Here is a 19,752-nt window from a genome sequence, read left to right on the forward strand (position 1 = left end):
CCCACGCCTCCGCCTACGCCGGTGACGGTGTTCTCGGGAGGCGGTGGACGTCGCGGGCCGTGGTCGTGACGCCGGAGAGGAAGCCCTGGGCCCGGGGGGAGGCCGACGCCTTGAGCCACTCCGGGGCGATGTCGCACACCGCGACGCGGACGCCCGTGCCCGCCAGGGCCAGCGGGAGGGTGTGCACCACCGTGGAGGGGAAGCTCAGGATCGTGCTGCCGATCGGGCCCCGGCGGGCGATCAGTTCCAGCGGGAGGTCCGGGCGGACGATCTCCAGGCCGGTGGCCGTGTGGAGACGGTGGAGCTTGTCCGCGGCCTCGCGGCGGTGCGCGAAGTAGCGGGTGGCCTTGTGGGTGCGGGCCAGCGCGCCGACCGCGTCGAGATACTGGTCGGCGTCGACCACGCCCGTCTCCACGAGCGAGGTGCCGACCATGTCCGCGCCCTCGTGGACCCGGGGCGGGCCGAAGGTGGCCCGCGTCCACTCGAAGCGGTTGGCGGTGACGGTGATCCCGTCGGGTACGTCCTCGACGGGCATCGAGGTGAAGACCTCGACCGGACGCGCCCGGGACGGCGTCAGCCGCCGCCGGGCGGCGGCGGTGACGGGTGCGAGCACCAGTTCGCGCGGCCCCCGGGCGCCACCGCGCCGGTGCCAGCGCACCAGCCGCTCACCACGGGCGATCTGGCCGATGAACTCCATGGTCGCGGTGCCGTCGTCCACGACCGTCAGCTCCTTGGTGCCGACCAGGGTCAGCAGGAGCTGCACATAACGGGAGAACGGATCGCCGATGACGATCCTGCCGGCCTTCCGCAGCAGCGGTGCCAGCTCCCGTACGGTCCGCAGGGGCGCCCCCGCCCCACCGCGCGCTTCCTGCCAGCGCACGGTGAAGCCCTCGTCCCGGGCCAGCTCCGCCATCCGGCGGAGCTGACCGCGTGACATGGGATCGGTGGGCGAGAGCACGACGACGGTGAGGGCGTCACCGGTCGCGCTCGCGCGGGCCCACTCCAGCACATTGAGCAACTGGACGGGGCTCTCCACGAAGGCGATCGCACGAGGGTGCGGGGGGCGGCCCCCGCTGGGACCGGTCATGGCCGTCAGACCGCCACCGGCTCGGCGGTCTCGGCGACGACGCCCGCGACACGGCGGAGCTTCTTCATCGGGCCGAGCTCCGACTCGTAGACCTTCTTGACGCCGTCACCGAGGGACGCCTCTATGGTGCGGATGTCACGGACGAGACGCTGGAGACCCTGCGGCTCGACCGAGGCGGCCTGGTCCGAGCCCCACATGGCGCGGTCGAGGGTGATGTGGCGCTCGACGAAGGTGGCGCCGAGGGCGACGGCGGCGAGGGTGGTCTGGAGACCGGTCTCGTGGCCGCTGTAGCCGATCGGCACGTTCGGGTACTCGGCCTGGAGCGTGTTGATCACGCGCAGGTTCAGCTCCTCGGCCTTGGCCGGGTACGTCGAGGTGGCGTGGCAGAGCAGGATGTTGTCGCTGCCCAGGACCTCGACCGCGTGACGGATCTGCTTCGGCGTCGACATGCCGGTGGAGAGGATGACCGTACGGCCGGTGGCGCGCAGGGCGCGCAGCAGTTCGTCGTCGGTCAGGGAGGCGGAGGCCACCTTGTGGGCCGGCAGGTCGAACTTCTCCAGGAAGGCGACGGCCTCGGTGTCCCACGGGGAGGCGAACCAGTCGATGCCGCGCTCCTTGCAGTGCTCGTCGATGGCGCGGTACTCGTCCTCGCCGAACTCGACGCGGTGGCGGTAGTCGATGTACGTCATCCGGCCCCAGGGGGTGTCGCGCTCGATGTCCCACTGGTCGCGCGGGGTGCAGATCTCCGGGGTGCGCTTCTGGAACTTGACCGCGTCACAGCCCGCCTCGGCGGCCACATCGATCAGGGCGATGGCGTTGTCCAGCTCACCGTTGTGGTTGATGCCGATCTCACCCGTGACATAGACGGGCTGGCCGGGGCCGGCGGTCCGCTTGCCGAAAGTCCGCAGGCGGGAGGTGGCGTCGGTGCTCATGGGTGGGTCCTTACTTGTTGAGGGTGTTCTTGTGGGGGGTCTGGAGACCCGGACCGAGGAGCCAGGCGGCGATCTCACGGATCGCCCCTTCGCCGCCGGGGGTCGTGGTGACGGCACGCGCCGCGGCGCGTACGGCGTCATGGGCGCTCGCGACGGCCACCGGCCAGCCGACGAGGCCGAAGCACGGGAGGTCGTTGACGTCGTTGCCGACGTACAGCACGCGCTCGGGCGCGATCCCCTGCTCGTCGCACCACTGCTTCAGTGCGAGGTCCTTGCGGTCGATGCCGTGGAGCACCGGCACCTGGAGCTTGCGGGCGCGGGCGGCGACCACCGGGTTCTGCTCGGTGGAGAGGATGAGCAGTTCCAGCCCGGAACGGCGCAGCGCCGCGATCCCCAGTCCGTCGCCCCGGTGCACGGCGACCATCTCGCGGCCGTCCGAGTCGACCATCACCTTGTCGTCGGTCTGGGTCCCGTCGAAGTCGAGGACGACGGCGTCGATGTCGTCGTGGCGCGGCAGGACGGCCGGGTCGAGCAGCGGCGCGAGGGCGCGGGCGCGGGCCAGGTCGTGCGGATCGTCGATCTCCAGCACCCGGGACGGGTCGGTGCGCACCAGGGCGGTACGGCCGAAGAAGCGGTGGCCCGCGGCGCGGAAGCCGTCGGCGCGCATCGCGTACGCGGCTCCGGTCTCCAGATACTCCTGGGGACGGTCCTGGCGGCGCGGCCGGTTCGACTTGTCGTGGTTGACGCCGTAGCCGCCGGAGGCACCGCCGTCGTCGCTGCCCTCGCTGTCCTGGCGCCAGATGAAGCCGTGGGTGGGCGCGACGGTCAGCGCGGTGTCGGCGCCGTCCTCGGTGACGGCGCCGACGACACCGTCCAGGTCCTCGGCCGTGATGAACGGGCTGGTGCACTGCACCAGCAGCACCACGTCCGCGACCAGGCCACGCATCGCCTCGTACGCGTCCATCGCGTGCAGGACGGCGGCCTCGCTGGTCGCGGTGTCGCCCGCGATCGCGGCGGGGCGCAGGACGACCTCGGCGCCGGCGGAACGCGCCGCCTCGGCGATGGCCGCGTCGTCGGTCGAGACGACCACGTCGGTCACGCGCCGGGCCGCCAGGCTCGCGCGGACGGCGCGGACGACGAGCGGGACACCGCCGACGGCGGCGAGGTTCTTCGCGGGTACGCCCTTGGATCCGCCGCGTGCGGGTATTACCGCGAGGACGGTCATCTGAACTCCTTGGTCCGCGGATGGTGCCTCCGCGGCTGGTCGCTGTGCGGCTCGTGCTTCTTGCTCTGCTGCGGCCCGGGGCTGCCCGGCCCGAGGCTGTCCGGCCCTGGGCTGTCCGGCCCTGGGCTGTCCGGTCCCGGACCGCTCGGCTCCGGACCGCTCGGCTCCGGACCGCTCGGCTCCGGACCGCTCGGCCCCGGGCGGCTCGGCGCGGGGCCGTTCCGGTGCCGGTGGGGCCGCGGGCGGGGTGTCACGCGGGCTCACAGGTCGCCCATACGCCGGATGACGGGGGCCACGCGCTGCACCCCGTGCCGGTACGCGCCGCGCGCCGCGCCCCGTACCGCCTCGCGCACCACGCGGCGGACCCCGCCGCTGCCGCTCGACGGCGCCCGCGAGGGCAGCGCGGTGCCGTCGGCCGCCAGGTGGTAGCGGGCGAGGAGCCCCGGCAGATAGCCGGGCGCGGTGGTGGCCGTGTAGTAGGGGCTGAGGGGCGCCAGCGCGGGCCCGTCGAGCAGCTTCGCGACCTGCTTGCGCGCCTCGTCGAAGGCCGAGGAGTACGTGCCGTCGGCCGCGACGCCCTGGCGGTCCGCCCAGACGGCGTCGGCGCGCGGACGCTCCCCGCTGTCGAGCTGCTCCCAGGAGGCCAGACAGCCGGACCCGATGAAGTGGTGGTTGCCGAGCGGCTCGCGCACCCCGAGATCGGTGAGGATCGCGGTGGGGATGCGCCGGTGCAGGGCTTCCAGGGCGGCGGTCGAGGAGACGGTGACCAGCAGATCCGTGCGGTCGAGGACCTCGCCCATGTTCCCGTAGACCAGCTTGAAGTTGGGCGGCAGACCGCCGGGCACCTTCTCGGCGAGCCGCTGGTAGGGGAACTCCTCCACATGCGTGGTGTGTTCGCCGATCTTGCTGCGCAGCTTCAGCAGCACCTCGCGGCGGGGGTGCAGCCGGGCGTGCTCGACCAGGCGCCTCAGCAGATAGGAGCGGTCGGCGCGGCTCGCCGGTACGGACGGCTGGGCGGCGAAGACGACCGTGTCCCGGCCCTCCTCGGGGGCGTAGCGCTCACCGCCGAGGAAGGGCAGCGCGGCCTCGGTGACGGACGAGGCGTCGGCGCCCACCCCCTCGTAGACGGCGCGGAAGCGCTGACCGTCGTAGCGGGAGTTCGCGAGGACGACATCCGCGCCGTGCCGCAGCAGCAGACCGTCCGAGAGCTTCTCGTAGACCACGCCGACATAGCCGGTGACGATGACCGGGCGGTCTTCGAGGTCCAGCGCGGATATCCCGTGGAGCATCGCCTGCACGGCGCCTCCGACCAGGGCGAGCACGACGAGGTCGTACTCCTTCTCGCGCAGCTCCTGGAGGAACGCGGTGCCGGTCACCTCACGCAGCGCGTCCGCCTCCGCGCCGACCTCGGCGAGCTGGCGGGCGGTGGGCGTGGCTCTGCCGCGCAGCAGATAGCCGCTCAGCTCTGTGGAGCGGCCTTCCGGGGCGATACGGCGCGCGGTGAGCGCACCCCACTTCCACCGGGTGTCGGAGTCGGCGAGCACTGCGACCCGGACCGCTGCGTTGGTACGTGATGGCACGACGAGGACGTTAGAAAGAGTTTCCGTTTGTCGGCCGAACTCAATGGCAATAAAGGGTTAACAACACATCTACGAATGGCGACGGAGCCCGGGAAGAGGCCGGAACGCGGGCTGATTCACCATTCCGCCATTCTTCGTTCACCTGCCATATTCCCGGATGTCAGAACGAATGACGTGCCGCCGCCTACCGTCACGGCTGTGGTCAAGCTCTCCGTCGTCGTGCCGTTCTACAACGTGCAGACATACGCCCTCGAAACCCTGAGAAGCCTCCGTGCGAACAGCCGCGAGGACTTCGAGTTCCTGCTGGTCGACGACTGTTCGACCGATGGAACCCCCCGGATCCTTGAACAGGCCGAGCGCGACCTTCCGGGGGCGGTCCTGCTCAGACATGAACGGAACGGGGGACTGGCCACCGCGCGCAACACCGGACTCGACGCCTCACGTGGCGAGTACGTGACCTTCCTCGACGGCGACGACTGGGTGGTGCCCGGCTACTTCGAACAGCTCCTCGCCGCCATCGAGGGTCTCGGCGTCGATTTCATCCGTACCGACCACGTCCAGTTCACCGGCAAGGCCCGCGCGATCCACCGGGTCCCGGTCGCCCCGCGCGACACGGTGCTCAATCCGCGCGACGCCATCCTGCCCGAGTACCGCTCCACCTCCGTCGACTACGCGTACGCCTGGGCCGGCGCCTATCACCGCCGGCTGGTCGACCGCGGTCTGGTGCACTTCAGGGACGGTCTGCGGACCGCCGAGGACCGGCCCTGGATCTGGCGGCTGCACCGGGAGGCGGAGACCTTCGCCGCCGTCGGTCTGCACGGTGTCTTCTACCGGCGCGGGGTCGCCTCGTCCCTCACCCAGATCGGTGACGTACGGCAGCTCGACTTCATCCGGGCCTTCGACCAGGTGCTGGCGGAGACGGCCGAGGACGCGGAGGCCGACCGGTTCCTTCCCAAGGCCGTACGGACGTACTGCGCCGTCATGGCCCATCACCTGGAATCCATCGAGAGGATGGAACCGTCAGTGGCACGGAAACTGCGCTCCCTGAGCGCGGCGGCGCTGAAGCGCATGCCCTCGGACATCCTGGCGGAGACGATCGACGCGCTCGGCACCCGCCGGGCCGGCCAGCTCCGCCGGGTACGCCGCCGTCCCGTCTCCCGCTCGATGGAGGTCCAGGTCTGATGGCGGGCACGTCCTCCACCCAGCTCTTCTTCGCGGCCACCCAGTACGCGGCCGCCACCGTGACCGCGGCGCTCAGATCCGGGCAGTTCGGCGCGCGGGCCGATCACCGGCGCATCCTCGTGGTCAGCGATGTCTCGTCCTCGCCCGAACTGGGCAAGCCGTTCAGCGAGCTGCCCGGGTTCGACCGGCTGCGGCCCGAGTTCGACGAGGTCCGCTCGTGGAACGACTTCATCCGGCCGTTCCATCCGGCGGGCTGGGGCCCCCGTGAGCAGGACGCGCCGCTGTGGCAGCGCGCGGTCCGCGAGGCGTGGAACCTCGGCGACGGGCCGGTGGAGATCGCCTGTGAGTCCATCCAGGCCAACCCGTCCCAGGCCGTCGCCATGATCTTCGGCGAGAGCCCGATCCACATCTACGCGGACGGGCTGATGAGTTACGGCCCCACCCGCTCCAAGGTCGACCCCCTGATCGGCTCGCGGGTCGAGCGGCTGCTCCATCTCGATCTGGTGCCGGGGCTGAAGCCGCTGCTGCTGACCGAGTTCGGGGTCGAGCCCGAGATCATCCCGACCGACGCCTTCGTCAAGGTGCTCGCCGAACTGGCGGACGCGACGACGGACTTCGGGACCGGCGAGGACTCCGGGGCGGACGAGGAGGAGTCCGGGGCCGAGGCCCCCGCCCTGCTGCTCGGCCAGTATCTGTCCCTGCTGGACATCCTCACCGTCCAGGAGGAGGAGGAGCTGCATCTGCGGATGCTCCGGGGGGCCGTCGCGCGCGGCCACCGGCGGATCGTGTTCAAGCCGCACCCCTCGGCGCCCGCGCAGTGGTCGCGCCGGCTGGAGGAGGAGGCCGAACGGCTCGGCGCGCGGCTGACGATACGGTCGGGGCCGGTCCTGGCCGAGGTGCTCTACCAGCGGCTGAACCCGGCCCTCGTGGTGGCCTGCTTCTCCACGGCCCTCCTCACGGCGGCCACCTTCTACGATCTGCCGGTCGCCCGTGCCGGTACGGAACTGCTGCTGGAGCGGCTCACCCCGTACCAGAACAGCAACCGGGTGCCGGTGACGATCGTGGACGCGCTGCTGCCTCCGCTGGAGGAGCAGGGCACGCACCGGCCGAACGAGCAGCTCGCCGAGCTGGTCAGCACCGTCGGGTTCGCGATGCAGCCGCAGATCTATCCCGGTCTGCGGCCCACCGCGGAGCGGTATCTGTCGGAGTATCTGACGCCGCGTGTCCTGACGTACTTCAAGCGGCGCCGTCTCACGTCCCTCGCGCTGCCGGGCGGGGTGCCGCCCCAGCTCGCCTTCCTGCCGCGCAACGCGACGGTCCGCCGGGTCGCCCGGAGCGCGCGCTCGATCAAGAGGGCCACGCTCGGCTGAGGGAGACCGGCCGGACCGGCGAGAGCGCCTGGGACAGAACGAACGAGGGGCGGGGTGGAGTGCGCGTCGCACTCCACCCCGCCCCTCTGCCGGTTTCTGTCAGGCGCTGCTCGGGCTGTCCGTCACGCGCTGCTCAGGGAGAGCTTCACCGCGAAGCCGAGGAACAGGGCGCCCGCCGCCGAGGTCATCCCGGCCGACAGCCTCCTGCGGCGGCGGAAGGCCGCGGCCAGCCGCGTGCCACCGAAGATGAGGGCGGAGAGATAGAGCGCGCTGGCCAGATTGGCGAGCAGCCCCAGCAGTACGAACGACAGCGCGGGATACGCGTATCCCGGGTCGACGAACTGCACGAAGAAGGAGATGAAGAACAGGATCGCCTTGGGGTTGAACAGGCTGATCACCAGGGCCCTGCGGTACGGCCGCTCGACCGTGGCCGGCGCGGCGGCCGGCCCGTCGGACGCGAGGGCCTCCTCGCGCGCGTGCCGGGTGCGCCAGAGCGACCACGCGGCGCGCATCATGCCCACCGCGAGCCAGGTCAGATACCCGGCGCCCGCGTATTTGACGATCCCGAAGAGCAGGTCGTTGGCCTGGAGGAGCGACGCGACCCCAGCGGCGGAGAGCACCATCAGAACGGTGTCGCCGCACCACACGCCGGCGGCGGCGGCGTAGCCCGCGCGTATCCCCCGACGGGCCGCGACCGAGAGCACATAGAGCGAGTTCGGCCCCGGCAACAGAACGATCAGAACGAGGCCGACCAGATAGGTCGGCAGATCAGTGACACCCAGCATGGCCGGAGTGTCGCACACGCGCACGAACGGACGCATGGGTGTTCAGCACGCGGCCGGCCGACGCCCTCCGCCGCCGTCCTCCCCCGCTGTCCACCCCCGCATCGATCCGCCGCCGCCCTCCCCCGCATCATTCCGCCGTCGCCTTCCGCAGCCGTCTTCCGCCGCATCGTTCCGCCGCCGCGGACGCCCCCGGCCGCCCCGCCTCAGAAGGCGTTCGTCGGCACATACGTCCCCCACACCTCACGGAGCGCGTCACACACCTCCCCCACCGTCGCCCGCTCCCGGAGCGCCGACTTCATCGGGGGCAGCACATTGTCCGTGCCCTCCGCCGCCCTCCTCAGCGCGGTGAGCGCCGCGTCCACCGCGCCCCGGTCGCGCTCCGCCCGCAGCCGGGCCAGCCGCTCCGCCTGCCGCGCCTCGATCGCCGGGTCGACCCGCAGCGGCTCGTACGGTTCCTCCCCGGCCTCGTCGACCGGATAGCGGTTGACGCCGACGACCACCCGTTCACCGCTGTCGGTCTGCCGGGCGACGGTGTACGCGCTGCGCTCGATCTCCCCCTTCTGGAAGCCCCGTTCGATCGCCTCGACCGCGCCCCCGAGATCCTCGACACGGGTCATCAGCGCGACCACCGCCGCCTCCAGTTCGTCCGTCATCCGCTCGACGGCGTACGACCCCGCGAACGGGTCGACGGTGGCGGTGACATCGGTCTCGTGGGCCAGGACCTGCTGCGTACGGAGGGCGAGCCGGGCCGCCTTCTCCGTGGGCAGGGCGATGGCCTCGTCGTAGGAGTTGGTGTGCAGCGACTGCGTACCGCCGAGGACCGCCGCGAGCCCCTGGACCGCCACCCGTACGAGATTGACCTCGGGCTGCTGGGCGGTGAGCTGCACCCCGGCCGTCTGGGTGTGGAAGCGCAGCATCCACGACCGGGGGTCGCGGGCCCCGAACTCGTCACGCATGATCCTGGCCCAGATCCGGCGCGCGGCCCGGAACTTGGCGATCTCTTCGAGGATCGTCGTCCGCGCGACGAAGAAGAAGGAGAGCCGGGGGGCGAAGTCGTCGACGTCCATGCCCGCGGCGACGGCCGTCCGTACGTACTCGATGCCGTCCGCGAGGGTGAACGCGACCTCCTGCACAGGCGTCGCCCCTGCCTCCGCCATGTGGTAGCCGGAGATCGAGATGGTGTTCCACCGGGGCAGTTCGGCGCGGCAGTACTGGAAGATGTCCGCGGTCAGCCGCAGCGAGGGCTTGGGCGGGAAGATATACGTACCGCGCGCGATGTACTCCTTCAGCACATCGTTCTGGACGGTGCCGGTGAGCGCGGCGGCGGGCACGTCCTGCTCCTCGGCGACCAGTTGGTGGAGGAGCAGCAGAAGCGCGGCGGGCGCGTTGATCGTCATCGAGGTGGAGACCTCGCCGAGCGGGATGCCGTCGAACAGCACCCGCATGTCGTCGAGCGAGTCGATCGCGACCCCGACCTTGCCGACCTCGCCGCTCGCGAGGGGGGCGTCGCTGTCGTACCCCATCTGGGTCGGCAGATCGAAGGCGACGGACAGCCCCGTGGTGCCGTGCGCGATCAACTGCCGGTAGCGGGCATTGGACTCGGCGGCCGTGCCGAAACCCGCGTACTGGCGCATCGTCCAGGGCCGGCCCCGGTACATCGTCGGACGGACCCCACGGGTGAAGGGGTACGAGCCGGGCTCGCCGAGTCTCTCCGCGGGGTCCCAGCCCTCCAGCGCGTCGGGGCCGTAGACCGGCTCGACGGGCAGTCCGCTCTCGGTGGTTCGCACCCCGTCGGTCTCGCGCGCCATCTGTTCTCCTCCCGCCGGACCCACACCACCGGTCCGCCCGCCGGTCGGTCCCGCTGCCCGTCCGCCCGCCGGTCGGTCCCGCTGCCGGTCCCACGGCCGGTCCGCCGCCGGTCCCAGCGCCGGTCCGCCGCCGGTTTCCTGACGGACTGTAGCCGCGCGCGTACGGCGGGCGGCCGGTCCCACGCGGACGAGGTCACCGCGAAGGTTTCCCGCCGTGCTTGCGCAACCCTTCCCGGCGGAAGGCTGTCTGGGGGAAGACTGAAGGAACGCGCGCCATGGGACACGGGAGAGACAGGGGGACGACCATGCTCAGGAGATCCGCCCGCCGCACGGGGGCCGCCGCGGCCGCCGTGCTGGCGGTGAGTGTCGGCTGTACGGTGCGGCCCGCGGGGAGCGGGCCGCCGGCGGACGCCAAGCCGGGGGACCGTCCGGTGGCGGCGCCCTTCACCCCGGGGACGGAGTCGCCCGAACCGTCGCCGTCGCGTACGGAGTCGGAGGCACCGCCGGCACGTCCGGCCGCCGACCGGACGACCTCCGCGCCTCCCCCGCCCGCACCGGTCGCGAGCCCGCCGGAACCCACGTCCGAACCGAGGCCGAAGCCGCTGATGGCGAACGGCGACGAGAGCGAGCAGGTAAGGGAACTCCAGGCCAGGCTGGGGCAGACGGGCCACTTCGACCGCGCTCCCACCGGCTACTACGGTTCGGTCACGGCCGCCGCCGTCTCCTCCTTCCAGACCGACCGCGGTCTGGAGCCCACCGGTGAGACGGACGCCGTCACCTGGGGAAGGCTGCTCGCCGTGACGGACGAGCCGACCCGCGACGAGCTGCGTCCGCCGACCACCAAGCCGGTGGCCGAGCCCGACCCCCGGTGTCTGAAGGGGCGGGTGATGTGCATCAGCAAGAACAGCCGCACGCTCTCCTGGATGATCGACGGCACGGTGAAGTCCTCGATGGACGTGCGCTTCGGCTCGCAGTACACCCCGACCCGCGAGGGCACGTTCTCGGTGGGCTGGAAGTCCCGGCACCATGTCTCGACGCTGTACGACACGCCCATGCCCTACGCGATGTTCTTCAGCGGCGGCCAAGCGGTGCACTACTCGGCGGACTTCGCGGCCCGGGGTTACGAGGGCGCTTCGCACGGCTGCGTCAATGTCCGGGACGAGGCGAAGGTCGCCGCGCTCTTCGACGAGGTCCGCACGGGCGACAAGGTCGTCATCTACTGGTAGGACCGCCGGAGTCCACGGGGCCACGCGCATACGGAGAGACGCGGGGGAGGGTGGCGCGAGGGGAGTTGGCGGGGGGGGAGGTGGCGCGAGCGAGGGTGGCGGGGGGGGGGGGGGGGGGGCGCGGGCCCCCCCCCCCCCCCCCCCCCCCGCCCCCCCCCCGGGGGGGCCCCCCCCCCCCCCCCCCCCCCCCCGCGCCCCCCCCCCCCCACCCCCGGTGGGTGGGGGGGGGGGGGGGGGGGGGGGGGGGGGGGGGGGGGGGGGGGGGGGGGGGGGGGGGGGCGGGGGGGGCCCGGGGGCCCGGGCCCCCCCCCGCGCCGAGTGCGCCGAGCCGAAGGTACGGGGGGAACCCCGGCTCGATGCGCAGCCGATGACCAGTCGGCTCACTCCTAACTGCGTCACGGCCTGGAAAAACGTCACACCTGACGGCCGGCAAAGGGAAACAAGCAGGTCAGAGGGGAGAGAGCAGGGACCTCACGGGGCCCGGGGCCGGGCCGGGACCGGTGCCCGAACGGGGCTCCGGGGGCACGGTGGGCGGCGGGGGCGTCAGGATCGCCGTCGGGGCGGGGGACGTCTGCGGGGACGGCGTCGCGAGGACGGGGCCGCCCGGCGATCCGTCGTCCACCCCGCCGCCACCGCTCTCGCCGCCGCCGGTGTCGGAACCGCCGGTGACGGGACCGAGGCCGTCACCGCCGTCACCGCCGTCACCGCTGTCACCGCTGTCACCGCTGTCACCGGCGTCGCCGTCGTCGCCGTGACCGCCGTCGAGGCCGCCGTCCCCCTCGCCGCTGTCATGACCGTGGCCTTCGCCGTTCCCGTGTCCGCCGCCGTGCTCGTGCCCGCCGCCGTTCCCGTTCCGGACCGAGCCGCCGCTCTGGCCGCCGTTGTCCCCGCCGCCGTTCAGGTCCTTGCCGCCGCCCCTGCCGTCCAGCAGCCGGTCGCAGAAACGCCTGGCTCCGCCGGGGCCGTCGGTCGCCGACTCCAGGGCCTCCGCGCGCTCCTTGTCGATCGTGCCGCGGCGATAGTCGCGGCAGGTGTCGATCGTCCTGCTGAACAACGAGCCGGCCCGGTGCCCCTGCACGGTGGCCGACCGGCCGTTCCCGGCGCCCGTGCCGTCCCCGCCCCGCCCGGGACCCCCCGCGTGCGCGTCACCGGCGTCGTCCGCGTCCTCCTCGGACTCGGACGAGGGACGCGGTGTGAACCGCTCGGCACGGCCGGGTCCCGGGCTCCCCGAGGGACCGGCGGGGCCCTGATCCGCGTCGGAAGGCCCCGGGACACGCGGTCCCGGAGAGGTCACCGAGGAAGCGGGGTTGGCGGGTACGGGGTCGTGCTCGTCGGCGAAGAGCGGGGGCATCATCCCGGCGCCCACGGCGACGGCGATACCGCCGAGCGCGCAGCCGACCACGGCCGCGGCGAGTCCTCTCCGTACGGGGCTCGCGAAGCCTGGCGCACCGGCGCCGTCGGCCCCGGGAGCGAGCCGTACCGTACCGAGCAGATTCTCACCGACACCCACGCCGGCGCCCATGCCGACCCCGGCGCCCATGATGCTCGTCGCGCCCTCCCCCAACAGCCGGTGGAACGCCCTGCCCGCGAGCTCGTCGCCGCTCTCCGGGGCCCTGTCCGCCAGCGCGACCGCGAGCCCGTCCGGCAGCCCGTCGGCGCTCCCGACACGGCGGAAGGCGGCCAGCGCGGCGGCCTCGCCGGGGAGTTCGGCTCCGTTTGCGTACGTGACGGCGGCCAGATCCCGCAAGGCCTCGGCAAGCCGTTCCGCTCTGGCCGGAACATGCCCCTCCGAGGCCTCCACGGGCTCCCCTCGCAGCAGTCTCTCCGCCGCGTCCTTGTCGAGCCACGCGTCACGCTCGTCGGCCATCACATGTCCTTCTGCGTCCGCAGGCGCGAATGCGTCACACCCGCGGACGCCGCGACCTCCGGTCGGGCGGTGCGCTGTTGCGGTACGACGCCGAGCGCGCCGCCGTGACCTGCGGCGGCGCGGCGGGCGGGACGGGGGGCACCGTCGTCCTGTCCCTCGCCGGGCCCGCCGGAACCGGTGGCCGGCGCTCCGGCCGCTCCGGCGTCCGGGCGGCCGTCCCCTGAGTAAGCGTTTTCCCTGGAGCCGTCGGTGCCACCGGCGTTATCGGTATCACCGGGACATTCCTCGTCGGCGTCGAGCAGTTCGGCCAGCCGCTTGAGCCCCCGGTGCGCGGCCGTGCGCACCGCGCCGGGACGCTTGCCCAGCGTCCGCGCCGCGCTCTTGGCATCGAGCCCGACCACCACCCGCAGGACGACGGCCTCGGCCTGGTCCTGCGGCAGCCGCGCTATCAGCGCCATGGTCCGGCCGGTGGCGAGCGCCTCCATGGCCTCGTCCGCCGTGTCGGACTCGGCGGGCTGGCCGGTCAGCTCGGTCTCGTCGGCGCCGATGGCCGGGCGCCTGCCGCGCATCCGGATGTGATCGAGCGCGCGGTTCCTGGCGATCCGGGCGGCCCAGCCGCGGAAACGGTCGGCGTCCCCGGTGAAACGGGCGAGGTCACGGGCGATCTGGAGCCATGCCTCCGAGGCCACGTCCTCGGCGTCCGGTTCGCCGACCAGTGTCCTCAGATACCCCAGCAGCCGCGGGTGCACCGCGCGGTACACAGTACGGAAGGCGTCCTCGTCCCCGTCCTGTGCCGCGAGCACCGCGGCGGTCAGCTCCGCGTCGTCCCCCAGCACTCCCACAACCTGTCCTGAAATCGCGGCTGGTCACTGCCGCGCCGCCCCACGCGTTCCTGAACGCTACGGCCTTCCCGCGCTCGCGTCCATGACTTGTACAACCTGCAACAACTTGCTGACGTTATGCGGTGTGACAGAAAACGCATCCACGGCGCTGAGATGAGTACGGGGCCGTGCTGCGGCTCCGGCGGACGGCGACCGGGGCCTCTCCTGTGGGGGGTGGCGGCCCCGGTCGTCCTCTTGATCTCTGGCGCTCCGACCAGCGCGACGCAGGGCACAGGGTGCTTCCGCGGCCAACCGTGTGGCCAACGCGTCCGGAGCAGGTGCTCGGTACATGCCCCAGGTGAGGCCTTCTCGGGCTGACGGCGGGAACCCGCGCCCGACGCGCCGTCGACGGGTCCGGCCACACCGTGCGGGACCCGGCCTCAAGACGGTTGGGCCCGGCGGACCTTGGGCTCGCCGTGGTCACGTGCGCACTCTCTCTCGCGAATCGGCCCGTGGATCACCGCATGGCGGGTACACGAGCCGTTCTGGGGCCGTGGTGGCGTGTGGAGCGCCGGAGGGCTCATGAGCTGCCCGTCCGCGGACACCGGGTGGCGACAACGGGCGACCGGGGACGGGAAAGCGTGATGACGACGACGGACGTGGTGTACGCGTGCGCGGGAGCCGGCGCCCTGCTGGCGGCGGTGCTGCCGAGAGCGGTAGCTCGGCGCCCGCTCTCCCTGCCGATGGTCTTCCTGGCATTCGGGATCCTGGTGTACCTGCTGCCCGCCAGGCTGCCCGAACTCGATCCGACGGGCGACCGGGTCCTGGTGGAGCACCTCACGGAGGTGTGTGTGGTCGTCGCGCTCATGGGTGCCGGGCTGGCCATCAACCGGCCCTTCGGATGGCGTCGTTGGTCGACCACCTGGCGGTTGCTCGCCCTCACGATGCCGCTGACCGTCCTGGCGACGGCGTTCGCCGCATGGGCACTGCTGGACTGGCCGCCTGCCGTGGCACTGCTCCTGGGCGCGGTCCTTGCGCCGACGGACCCCGTGCTGGCCTCCGAGGTACGGGTCGGCGAGCCGACGGACGCGAAGAACGACGAGGACGAGGTGCGCTTCGCCCTCACCAGCGAGGCCGGCCTGAACGACGGGCTGGCGTTCCCTTTCGTACTGGCCGCCGTGGCGCTGTCCTCGGCCGCGGGCACCGGCTGGTCGGGAGAGTGGGTGGGGCACTGGCTCTGGAACGATGTGGCCCTGCGGGTCTCCGTCGGACTGGTCGTCGGAGTGGTGGTGGGACGCCTGCTGGGGTGGATGTTCTTCCGGGCCCGGTGGGAGACGCTGCGCCTGTCGGAGCGCCGTGAGGGTTTCGTCGCCCTGGGCGCGACATTCGTCTCGTACGGCCTCACGGAAGTCCTCCACGGTTACGGCTTTCTCGCGGTGTTCGTCGCCGGGTGCGCGATCCGTTCGGCCGAGCGGTCGCACGGTTACCACCAGGTCCTGCACGGCTTCATGGAACAGGTCGAGAGGCTGCTGACCGCCGCCGTGCTCTTCCTCCTCGGGGGTTACGTCGCCACCGGAGGTCTCTCCGATCTCACCTGGCGTGGTGCTCTCGTCGGCCTCGCCCTCCTGTTCGTCGTCCGCCCCCTGACCGGCTGGGCCGCCCAGCGGGGCGGCAGGCCGGGGCCCAGGGAACGCGTGGTGACCGCGGTGTTCGGGATCCGGGGTATCGGGTCCTTGTTCTATCTGGCCTACGCCTTCGGACATGGCGACTTCGGGCCCTTCGAGCGTGAGCTGTGGGCGGTGGTGACGTTCACGGTCCTGCTGTCGGTGGTTCTGCACGGCATGTCCGCCACGCCGGTGGTATCCCGGCTGGACCGGCTCAACCGCCGCGGCTCCACGCGGCGGCTCGCACCGGCGGATGACGCCGGCCGCTGACCGTGGTATCACTGACGCTTCGGGTCACCGCCCCGCCCGGACGCTCCGGTGAGGCTGCCCACCGGGGAAGCCCCTCCGTGACCGACGCGTCCGGGTGGCTCCCGCTTCGCGTCCGGGAGCCGCCCCGGTTTTTGGCTGTCTGGCGCTCAGGCTCAGCTCAGCTCAGCTCAGCTCAGCTCAGCCGGCGGGGAAGCCGGGAGCCGACCCAGGCCGCTGATTCAGATTTTTGCAGATTTCAGCCACCTGGGACATATCCGGCCTGTTGCCGCCGGCAGCGCCGCTCCCCTGAATGGAGATGGGCGGCAGGTTTTCGATGCCGATGTGCAGCTGATACGCGATGAGCACTCCGAGTACCGCGAGGGTGGCGGTGGAGGATATCCAAAGAGTTACCCTGTGCATGATTGTCTCCTTTGATGATCCGGCGTTACCAGGCGAACTCTCCGGCGTTACCAGGTAAATTCTTCGGAGTGCAGCCGGGCGGACGGGACGCCGGCCTCGATCGCCGAGTCGTGAACACGGTCCATCCACTGCGGCGGACCGCAGAGGTAGACGTCGGACTGGTCGATGTCGGGCGCCAGAAGGGCGAGAAGCTCAGAATCCGATGTGGCCGAAGATACGGACGGGGGGAGCCATGAGGTGTCGTCGCGGCGCGGGCCGGACAACAAGTGGACCTTCAGACCTCGCTGCTCAGCCAGCTCAGTGAGTTCGTCGCGGAACAGCGAGTCGGCCGGATCGGACACCCGGTAGATGAGAGTGGCGTCTCCTCTGCCGTACGGCATTTCCTCCAGCAGAGCCCGAATCGGTGTGATTCCCGCACCGGCGGCAATGAATACGAGCTTGTCCTTGGTTCGGCGCTCTGCGGTCAGCCGGCCGTAGGGACCCTCGACCAGAACTCGGGTGCCTGCTTTCAGTGTGGCCGCCCGTGCGCTACCGTCGCCGACGTCCTGAATGGTGACACGCAGGAATGCGGACCGGGGTGCGATCGATACGGAGTACGGGTGGGCGCGGGACCACCCGGGGCCGTCGAGAAAACGCCAGGAGAAGAACTGTCCGGCCCGGAGAGGCAGTCGTTCGAGGTTCTTTCCCCCGACGAGAACCGAGACCACACCCGGCGATTCCGGAATGACTTCCAGCACCCGCAACCGGTGGCGCCACGAACGCCACAGTGGGAGCGCAACGCGGAAGACCAGCACCGCGACCGCCGCGGCGGCGTACAGCGTCCACCAGTACGCACGCGCCCACGCGGTTTCACGGAAATCCGGACCCACCCAGATCTGATGCGGCAGAGCCAGCCCCATACCCAGGTAGGTGTAGAGATGGATCAGATGCCACGACTCGTACCGGAGCCGCCTGCGAGCTTTCCGGATCGACAGGGCGACGGCCACGATGATCAGCGCCGTACCGACGACCGCCATCAGCATGCCCGGAAGGTCGGTAATGACCCACCAGAGCTTTTCCCAGCCCCCCGACTTGAGATACACGACAACGGTCAGAACCACATGGACGACCATCAGCCAGAACGACGCGAAGCCGGCGAGTCGGTGTCGACGCGCGAGCAGGTCGAAGCCCCAGGTCCGTTCAATGATCGGGATTCTGGCCAGCATCAGCACCTGAAGCAGCATCAGGTTCGATGCCAGAAGTCCTGCGGGAAGAACCAGGGTGGCCAACGGGTCGACATCAAGTTTCTGAATTCCTTTACAGGATATCCACAGCCACAGGACCACCCCGTTGCTGGCCAACGCCGCGGCACCGAACACATCTCCCCAGCCACGCCATGCGACGCCGGGTGTACTTGGCGGTCTCAACGCGATGTCATTCATTGTTTCGCTCACGGCATCAATCTGCCGGGCGTCCCTCAGAGTGCAATCAGATTCATATGTGAAACCGATGAGAAAACTTCACACTCCCAAAAGGAGCTTCAATGATGCGGTTTTCTTCGCAGGTGCCGCCAGGAATGCCAAGCAAAGCCGGAACGCCTGCGCGACAATCCTTGGAGTCGCGAAGAAGCGCGATACGGCCATATCCGTCCCACGGTTCGGGATTTCGATCCCTCATTCGTCCTGGAGCAGTTCCCGGTGCAGTGCGCGGGTGAGCCACTTGCTGTACGCGTCCGGGGTCCAGCCCCTTTCGTGAACGAGCCGGTGGTACAGGCCGGGGTCGTTGTAGAGCCACATGATGTCCGCCGCCCGCTCCCGGGTCAGCTCGTGGTCGAGGCCGCCGGCGTTCTTCACATAGGTGATGAGGCGGAGTGCGCCGGCGAGCCGTTGCCGCTGGATCGCCGTCCAGAGATCACGGGCCTCCGTGTCGGTCTCGACAGCGGCTCTGACGACCTCATGGATGCCCGAAACCCTTTCCATGACCTCGGTGATGAGGGACACGTAGGCGGTGAGGATGTCGCGGGCGTCGGTCATGCCCGCCAGTTCGCGACCGGCCGGGCGGTCGGCGAGGGGTTCGGGCCCGTCGTCACCGACGACGGCGCGGTCGTAGGCCGTCTTGAGCAGCCATGCTTTGTTGCCGCACGCGTTGAAGACCGTGGAGCGTCCAACGCCCGCGGCACGGGCGATCGCGTCGATCGAGGTGGCGGCGTAGCCCTGTTCCAGAAACAGCCGGGTGGCCGCGTCGAGCAGGGTCTGCCGGGTGGACGCCGCCTGCCGTTCCCGCAGCGGTGAGCGGTAGGGGGCTCGTTCGGTCTTCGGATCACTCGTCACGGGGTCCGCCCTCGGCTGTCCCACGTCGCGGCGGGGTATCGCGGACTCAGGAACTGACCGGCCCAGGTCCCGCCCACCGGCCCCGACGCTCCGGGCACCCGGGCACCGACCTCCAGCCGCCGACCTGTCCGCATCATGACGCTCCCTGGTGCTGCCTGTGGTGGCATCCCGCAGCACTTTACCAAACCGCTGGTCCATTGAGGAGACCACCAGTCTCATCAATTTTTGACGAGGGGACGTCCGGCCCTCTTCCGCGCCCCGGACTTCCCCGCCGATCGGAGCGGCCCGTCAGAGGCTCCTCGTGCCCCAGTCAGGCCAGGGGGCGGCCCCGGTCGTCCTTTTGAGGCACCCGGCGCGGGCCCGTCCGTACGACGGCCGGGGCCCTCGGGGCCGCTCCACGCGCTCCACGCGCCCCACGGGCCCCTCGGCACCCCGGTGTCAGCCCTGGGCCCTCGCCCGTCGCGAGACCACCGCGCGCAGCACCCGCTGTCCCTCGGTCGACAGATCCATGGCCTGGCGCACTCCGGCGGCCCCGTCCGTTTCGGCCAGGATCTCCAGGATCCGGATCTGGCGGCGGAGTTCACCGGCGACCAGCGGGCCGACCCCGTCCGTACCCTCCGCGCCGTCCACCGCGTCCGACACGGCCGCCGTGTCCTCACGGGCCCGCGCCAGCCGCTCGGTGGCCCCGGCGCTCCCGCCCTCCCCCACCGCGTCGAACCGCTGATGGATCTCCAGCGCGACGACGGAGCAGGCGTCCGCCCACGCGCGCAGCGGCCCCGCCGCCCACTCGGACGGGGCGGAGCCGAGCATGGTCCGTACGAGCGCGGCCCCCGCGTCCACGGAACTCACCTCCACGGAACTCACGCCCTCGGAACCCGGGTCCGGCTCCGCGCCGACTACGGCGCCGGCGCCGGTAGCTGCGGCAGTAACGGTGCCGGTGGCTGCGGCAGTGGCGGTGGCTGGGGCAGTGGCTGCGGCTGCGGCTGCGGCTGCGGCTGCGGCTGCGGCAGTGGCGGCGTCCAGGGCCTGCCGCGACGCGGCCAGCCGCGCCGGCCAGTCCCGCTCGCCGCTCACCGCGCCCGCCCACAGCGGTCGCAGCACATCGGCGTCCTCCGTGAGCAGGGGAAGACATCGGTCGAGGCAGGCGAGCCCACTCGCGGCCAGGCCGCGCTCATCCGCTTGTGCGATCAGCTTCACCAGGCTCATTCAGGTCTCCCGTCGCGGAGG

At 71.5% G+C, this 19,752-nt stretch carries 16 protein-coding genes; 4 read left to right on the top strand and 12 right to left on the bottom strand.

The annotated features are described in order from the left end of the window. Positions 1–13 precede the first annotated feature (13 nt). From ACFYYH_RS11520 to ACFYYH_RS11535, 4 genes are all read right to left on the bottom strand, one after another. Positions 14–1,087 (bottom strand): hypothetical protein, encoded by a 1,074-nt coding sequence (locus tag ACFYYH_RS11520; RefSeq protein ID WP_388549019.1) that lies wholly within the window; start codon positions 1,085–1,087, stop codon positions 14–16. Positions 1,088–1,092: 5 nt separating this feature from the next. Then, positions 1,093–2,019: an N-acetylneuraminate synthase family protein gene (locus tag ACFYYH_RS11525; RefSeq protein ID WP_388549022.1), complete on the bottom strand. Its 927-nt coding sequence runs from the start codon at positions 2,017–2,019 to the stop codon at positions 1,093–1,095. 10 nt (positions 2,020–2,029) lie between these two features. Next, positions 2,030–3,244 carry a cytidylyltransferase domain-containing protein gene (locus ACFYYH_RS11530; protein WP_388549025.1) on the bottom strand — a complete coding sequence of 405 codons (1,215 nt, stop codon included), beginning with the start codon at positions 3,242–3,244 and terminating at the stop codon, positions 2,030–2,032. 260 nt (positions 3,245–3,504) lie between these two features. Then, positions 3,505–4,824, bottom strand: coding sequence for a DUF6716 putative glycosyltransferase (locus tag ACFYYH_RS11535; protein WP_388549027.1), 1,320 nt, complete (start codon positions 4,822–4,824; stop codon positions 3,505–3,507). Between the two features lie 198 nt (positions 4,825–5,022). Here ACFYYH_RS11535 and ACFYYH_RS11540 point away from each other — a divergent pair, with 198 nt between their 5' ends. Further along, positions 5,023–6,006: a glycosyltransferase family 2 protein gene (locus tag ACFYYH_RS11540; protein ID WP_388549029.1), complete on the top strand. Its 984-nt coding sequence runs from the start codon at positions 5,023–5,025 to the stop codon at positions 6,004–6,006. Further along, positions 6,006–7,376 (top strand): polysialyltransferase family glycosyltransferase, encoded by a 1,371-nt coding sequence (locus ACFYYH_RS11545; RefSeq protein WP_388549032.1) that lies wholly within the window; start codon positions 6,006–6,008, stop codon positions 7,374–7,376. Before ACFYYH_RS11540 ends, ACFYYH_RS11545 begins: the two co-directional genes overlap by 1 nt. Positions 7,377–7,498: 122 nt before the next feature. Here the strand turns inward: ACFYYH_RS11545 and leuE are convergent, their stop codons facing one another. Together leuE and ACFYYH_RS11555 are read right to left on the bottom strand one after the other, a co-directional pair. Then, positions 7,499–8,161 carry a leucine efflux protein LeuE gene (gene leuE / locus ACFYYH_RS11550; RefSeq protein ID WP_388549035.1) on the bottom strand — a complete coding sequence of 221 codons (663 nt, stop codon included), beginning with the start codon at positions 8,159–8,161 and terminating at the stop codon, positions 7,499–7,501. Between the two features lie 203 nt (positions 8,162–8,364). Beyond that, the gene (locus tag ACFYYH_RS11555) at positions 8,365–9,969 is read right to left on the bottom strand and encodes a methylmalonyl-CoA mutase (protein ID WP_388549038.1); all 1,605 of its coding nucleotides are present in this window, start codon (positions 9,967–9,969) and stop codon (positions 8,365–8,367) included. Between the two features lie 305 nt (positions 9,970–10,274). On the opposite strand from ACFYYH_RS11555, the gene ACFYYH_RS11560 reads away from it, so the two are divergent. Then, positions 10,275–11,195 carry a L,D-transpeptidase family protein gene (locus tag ACFYYH_RS11560; protein WP_388549040.1) on the top strand — a complete coding sequence of 307 codons (921 nt, stop codon included), beginning with the start codon at positions 10,275–10,277 and terminating at the stop codon, positions 11,193–11,195. 448 nt (positions 11,196–11,643) lie between these two features. Here ACFYYH_RS11560 and ACFYYH_RS11565 read toward each other — a convergent pair whose 3' ends face one another. Both ACFYYH_RS11565 and ACFYYH_RS11570 read right to left on the bottom strand, forming a co-directional pair. Then, a complete protein-coding gene (locus ACFYYH_RS11565; RefSeq protein ID WP_388549042.1) occupies positions 11,644–13,062 on the bottom strand; it encodes a hypothetical protein in 1,419 nt (472 codons plus the stop codon). Then, positions 13,062–13,898, bottom strand: a complete 837-nt coding sequence (locus tag ACFYYH_RS11570) for an RNA polymerase sigma factor (RefSeq protein WP_388549674.1) — start codon at positions 13,896–13,898, stop codon at positions 13,062–13,064. Before ACFYYH_RS11570 ends, ACFYYH_RS11565 begins: the two co-directional genes overlap by 1 nt. A 629-nt stretch (positions 13,899–14,527) precedes the next feature. Here ACFYYH_RS11570 and ACFYYH_RS11575 point away from each other — a divergent pair. Next, entirely contained in the window at positions 14,528–15,817 is a 1,290-nt protein-coding gene (locus tag ACFYYH_RS11575) for a cation:proton antiporter (protein ID WP_388549044.1), read from the top strand. Positions 15,818–15,994: 177 nt separating this feature from the next. Here ACFYYH_RS11575 and ACFYYH_RS11580 read toward each other — a convergent pair whose 3' ends face one another. From ACFYYH_RS11580 to ACFYYH_RS11595, 4 genes are all read right to left on the bottom strand, one after another. Beyond that, the gene (locus ACFYYH_RS11580) at positions 15,995–16,216 is read right to left on the bottom strand and encodes a hypothetical protein (RefSeq protein ID WP_388549046.1); all 222 of its coding nucleotides are present in this window, start codon (positions 16,214–16,216) and stop codon (positions 15,995–15,997) included. Positions 16,217–16,263: 47 nt separating this feature from the next. Then, positions 16,264–17,649 carry a ferric reductase-like transmembrane domain-containing protein gene (locus ACFYYH_RS11585; protein WP_388549048.1) on the bottom strand — a complete coding sequence of 462 codons (1,386 nt, stop codon included), beginning with the start codon at positions 17,647–17,649 and terminating at the stop codon, positions 16,264–16,266. A 219-nt stretch (positions 17,650–17,868) separates the two neighbouring features. Continuing rightward, positions 17,869–18,525 (bottom strand): TetR/AcrR family transcriptional regulator, encoded by a 657-nt coding sequence (locus tag ACFYYH_RS11590; protein WP_388549051.1) that lies wholly within the window; start codon positions 18,523–18,525, stop codon positions 17,869–17,871. A 438-nt stretch (positions 18,526–18,963) separates the two neighbouring features. Continuing rightward, entirely contained in the window at positions 18,964–19,731 is a 768-nt protein-coding gene (locus ACFYYH_RS11595) for a hypothetical protein (RefSeq protein WP_388549054.1), read from the bottom strand. Positions 19,732–19,752 lie beyond the last annotated feature (21 nt).

The sequence above is a fragment of the Streptomyces sp. NPDC002018 genome, from assembly GCF_042890865.1.
GTDB lineage: Bacteria > Actinomycetota > Actinomycetes > Streptomycetales > Streptomycetaceae > Streptomyces.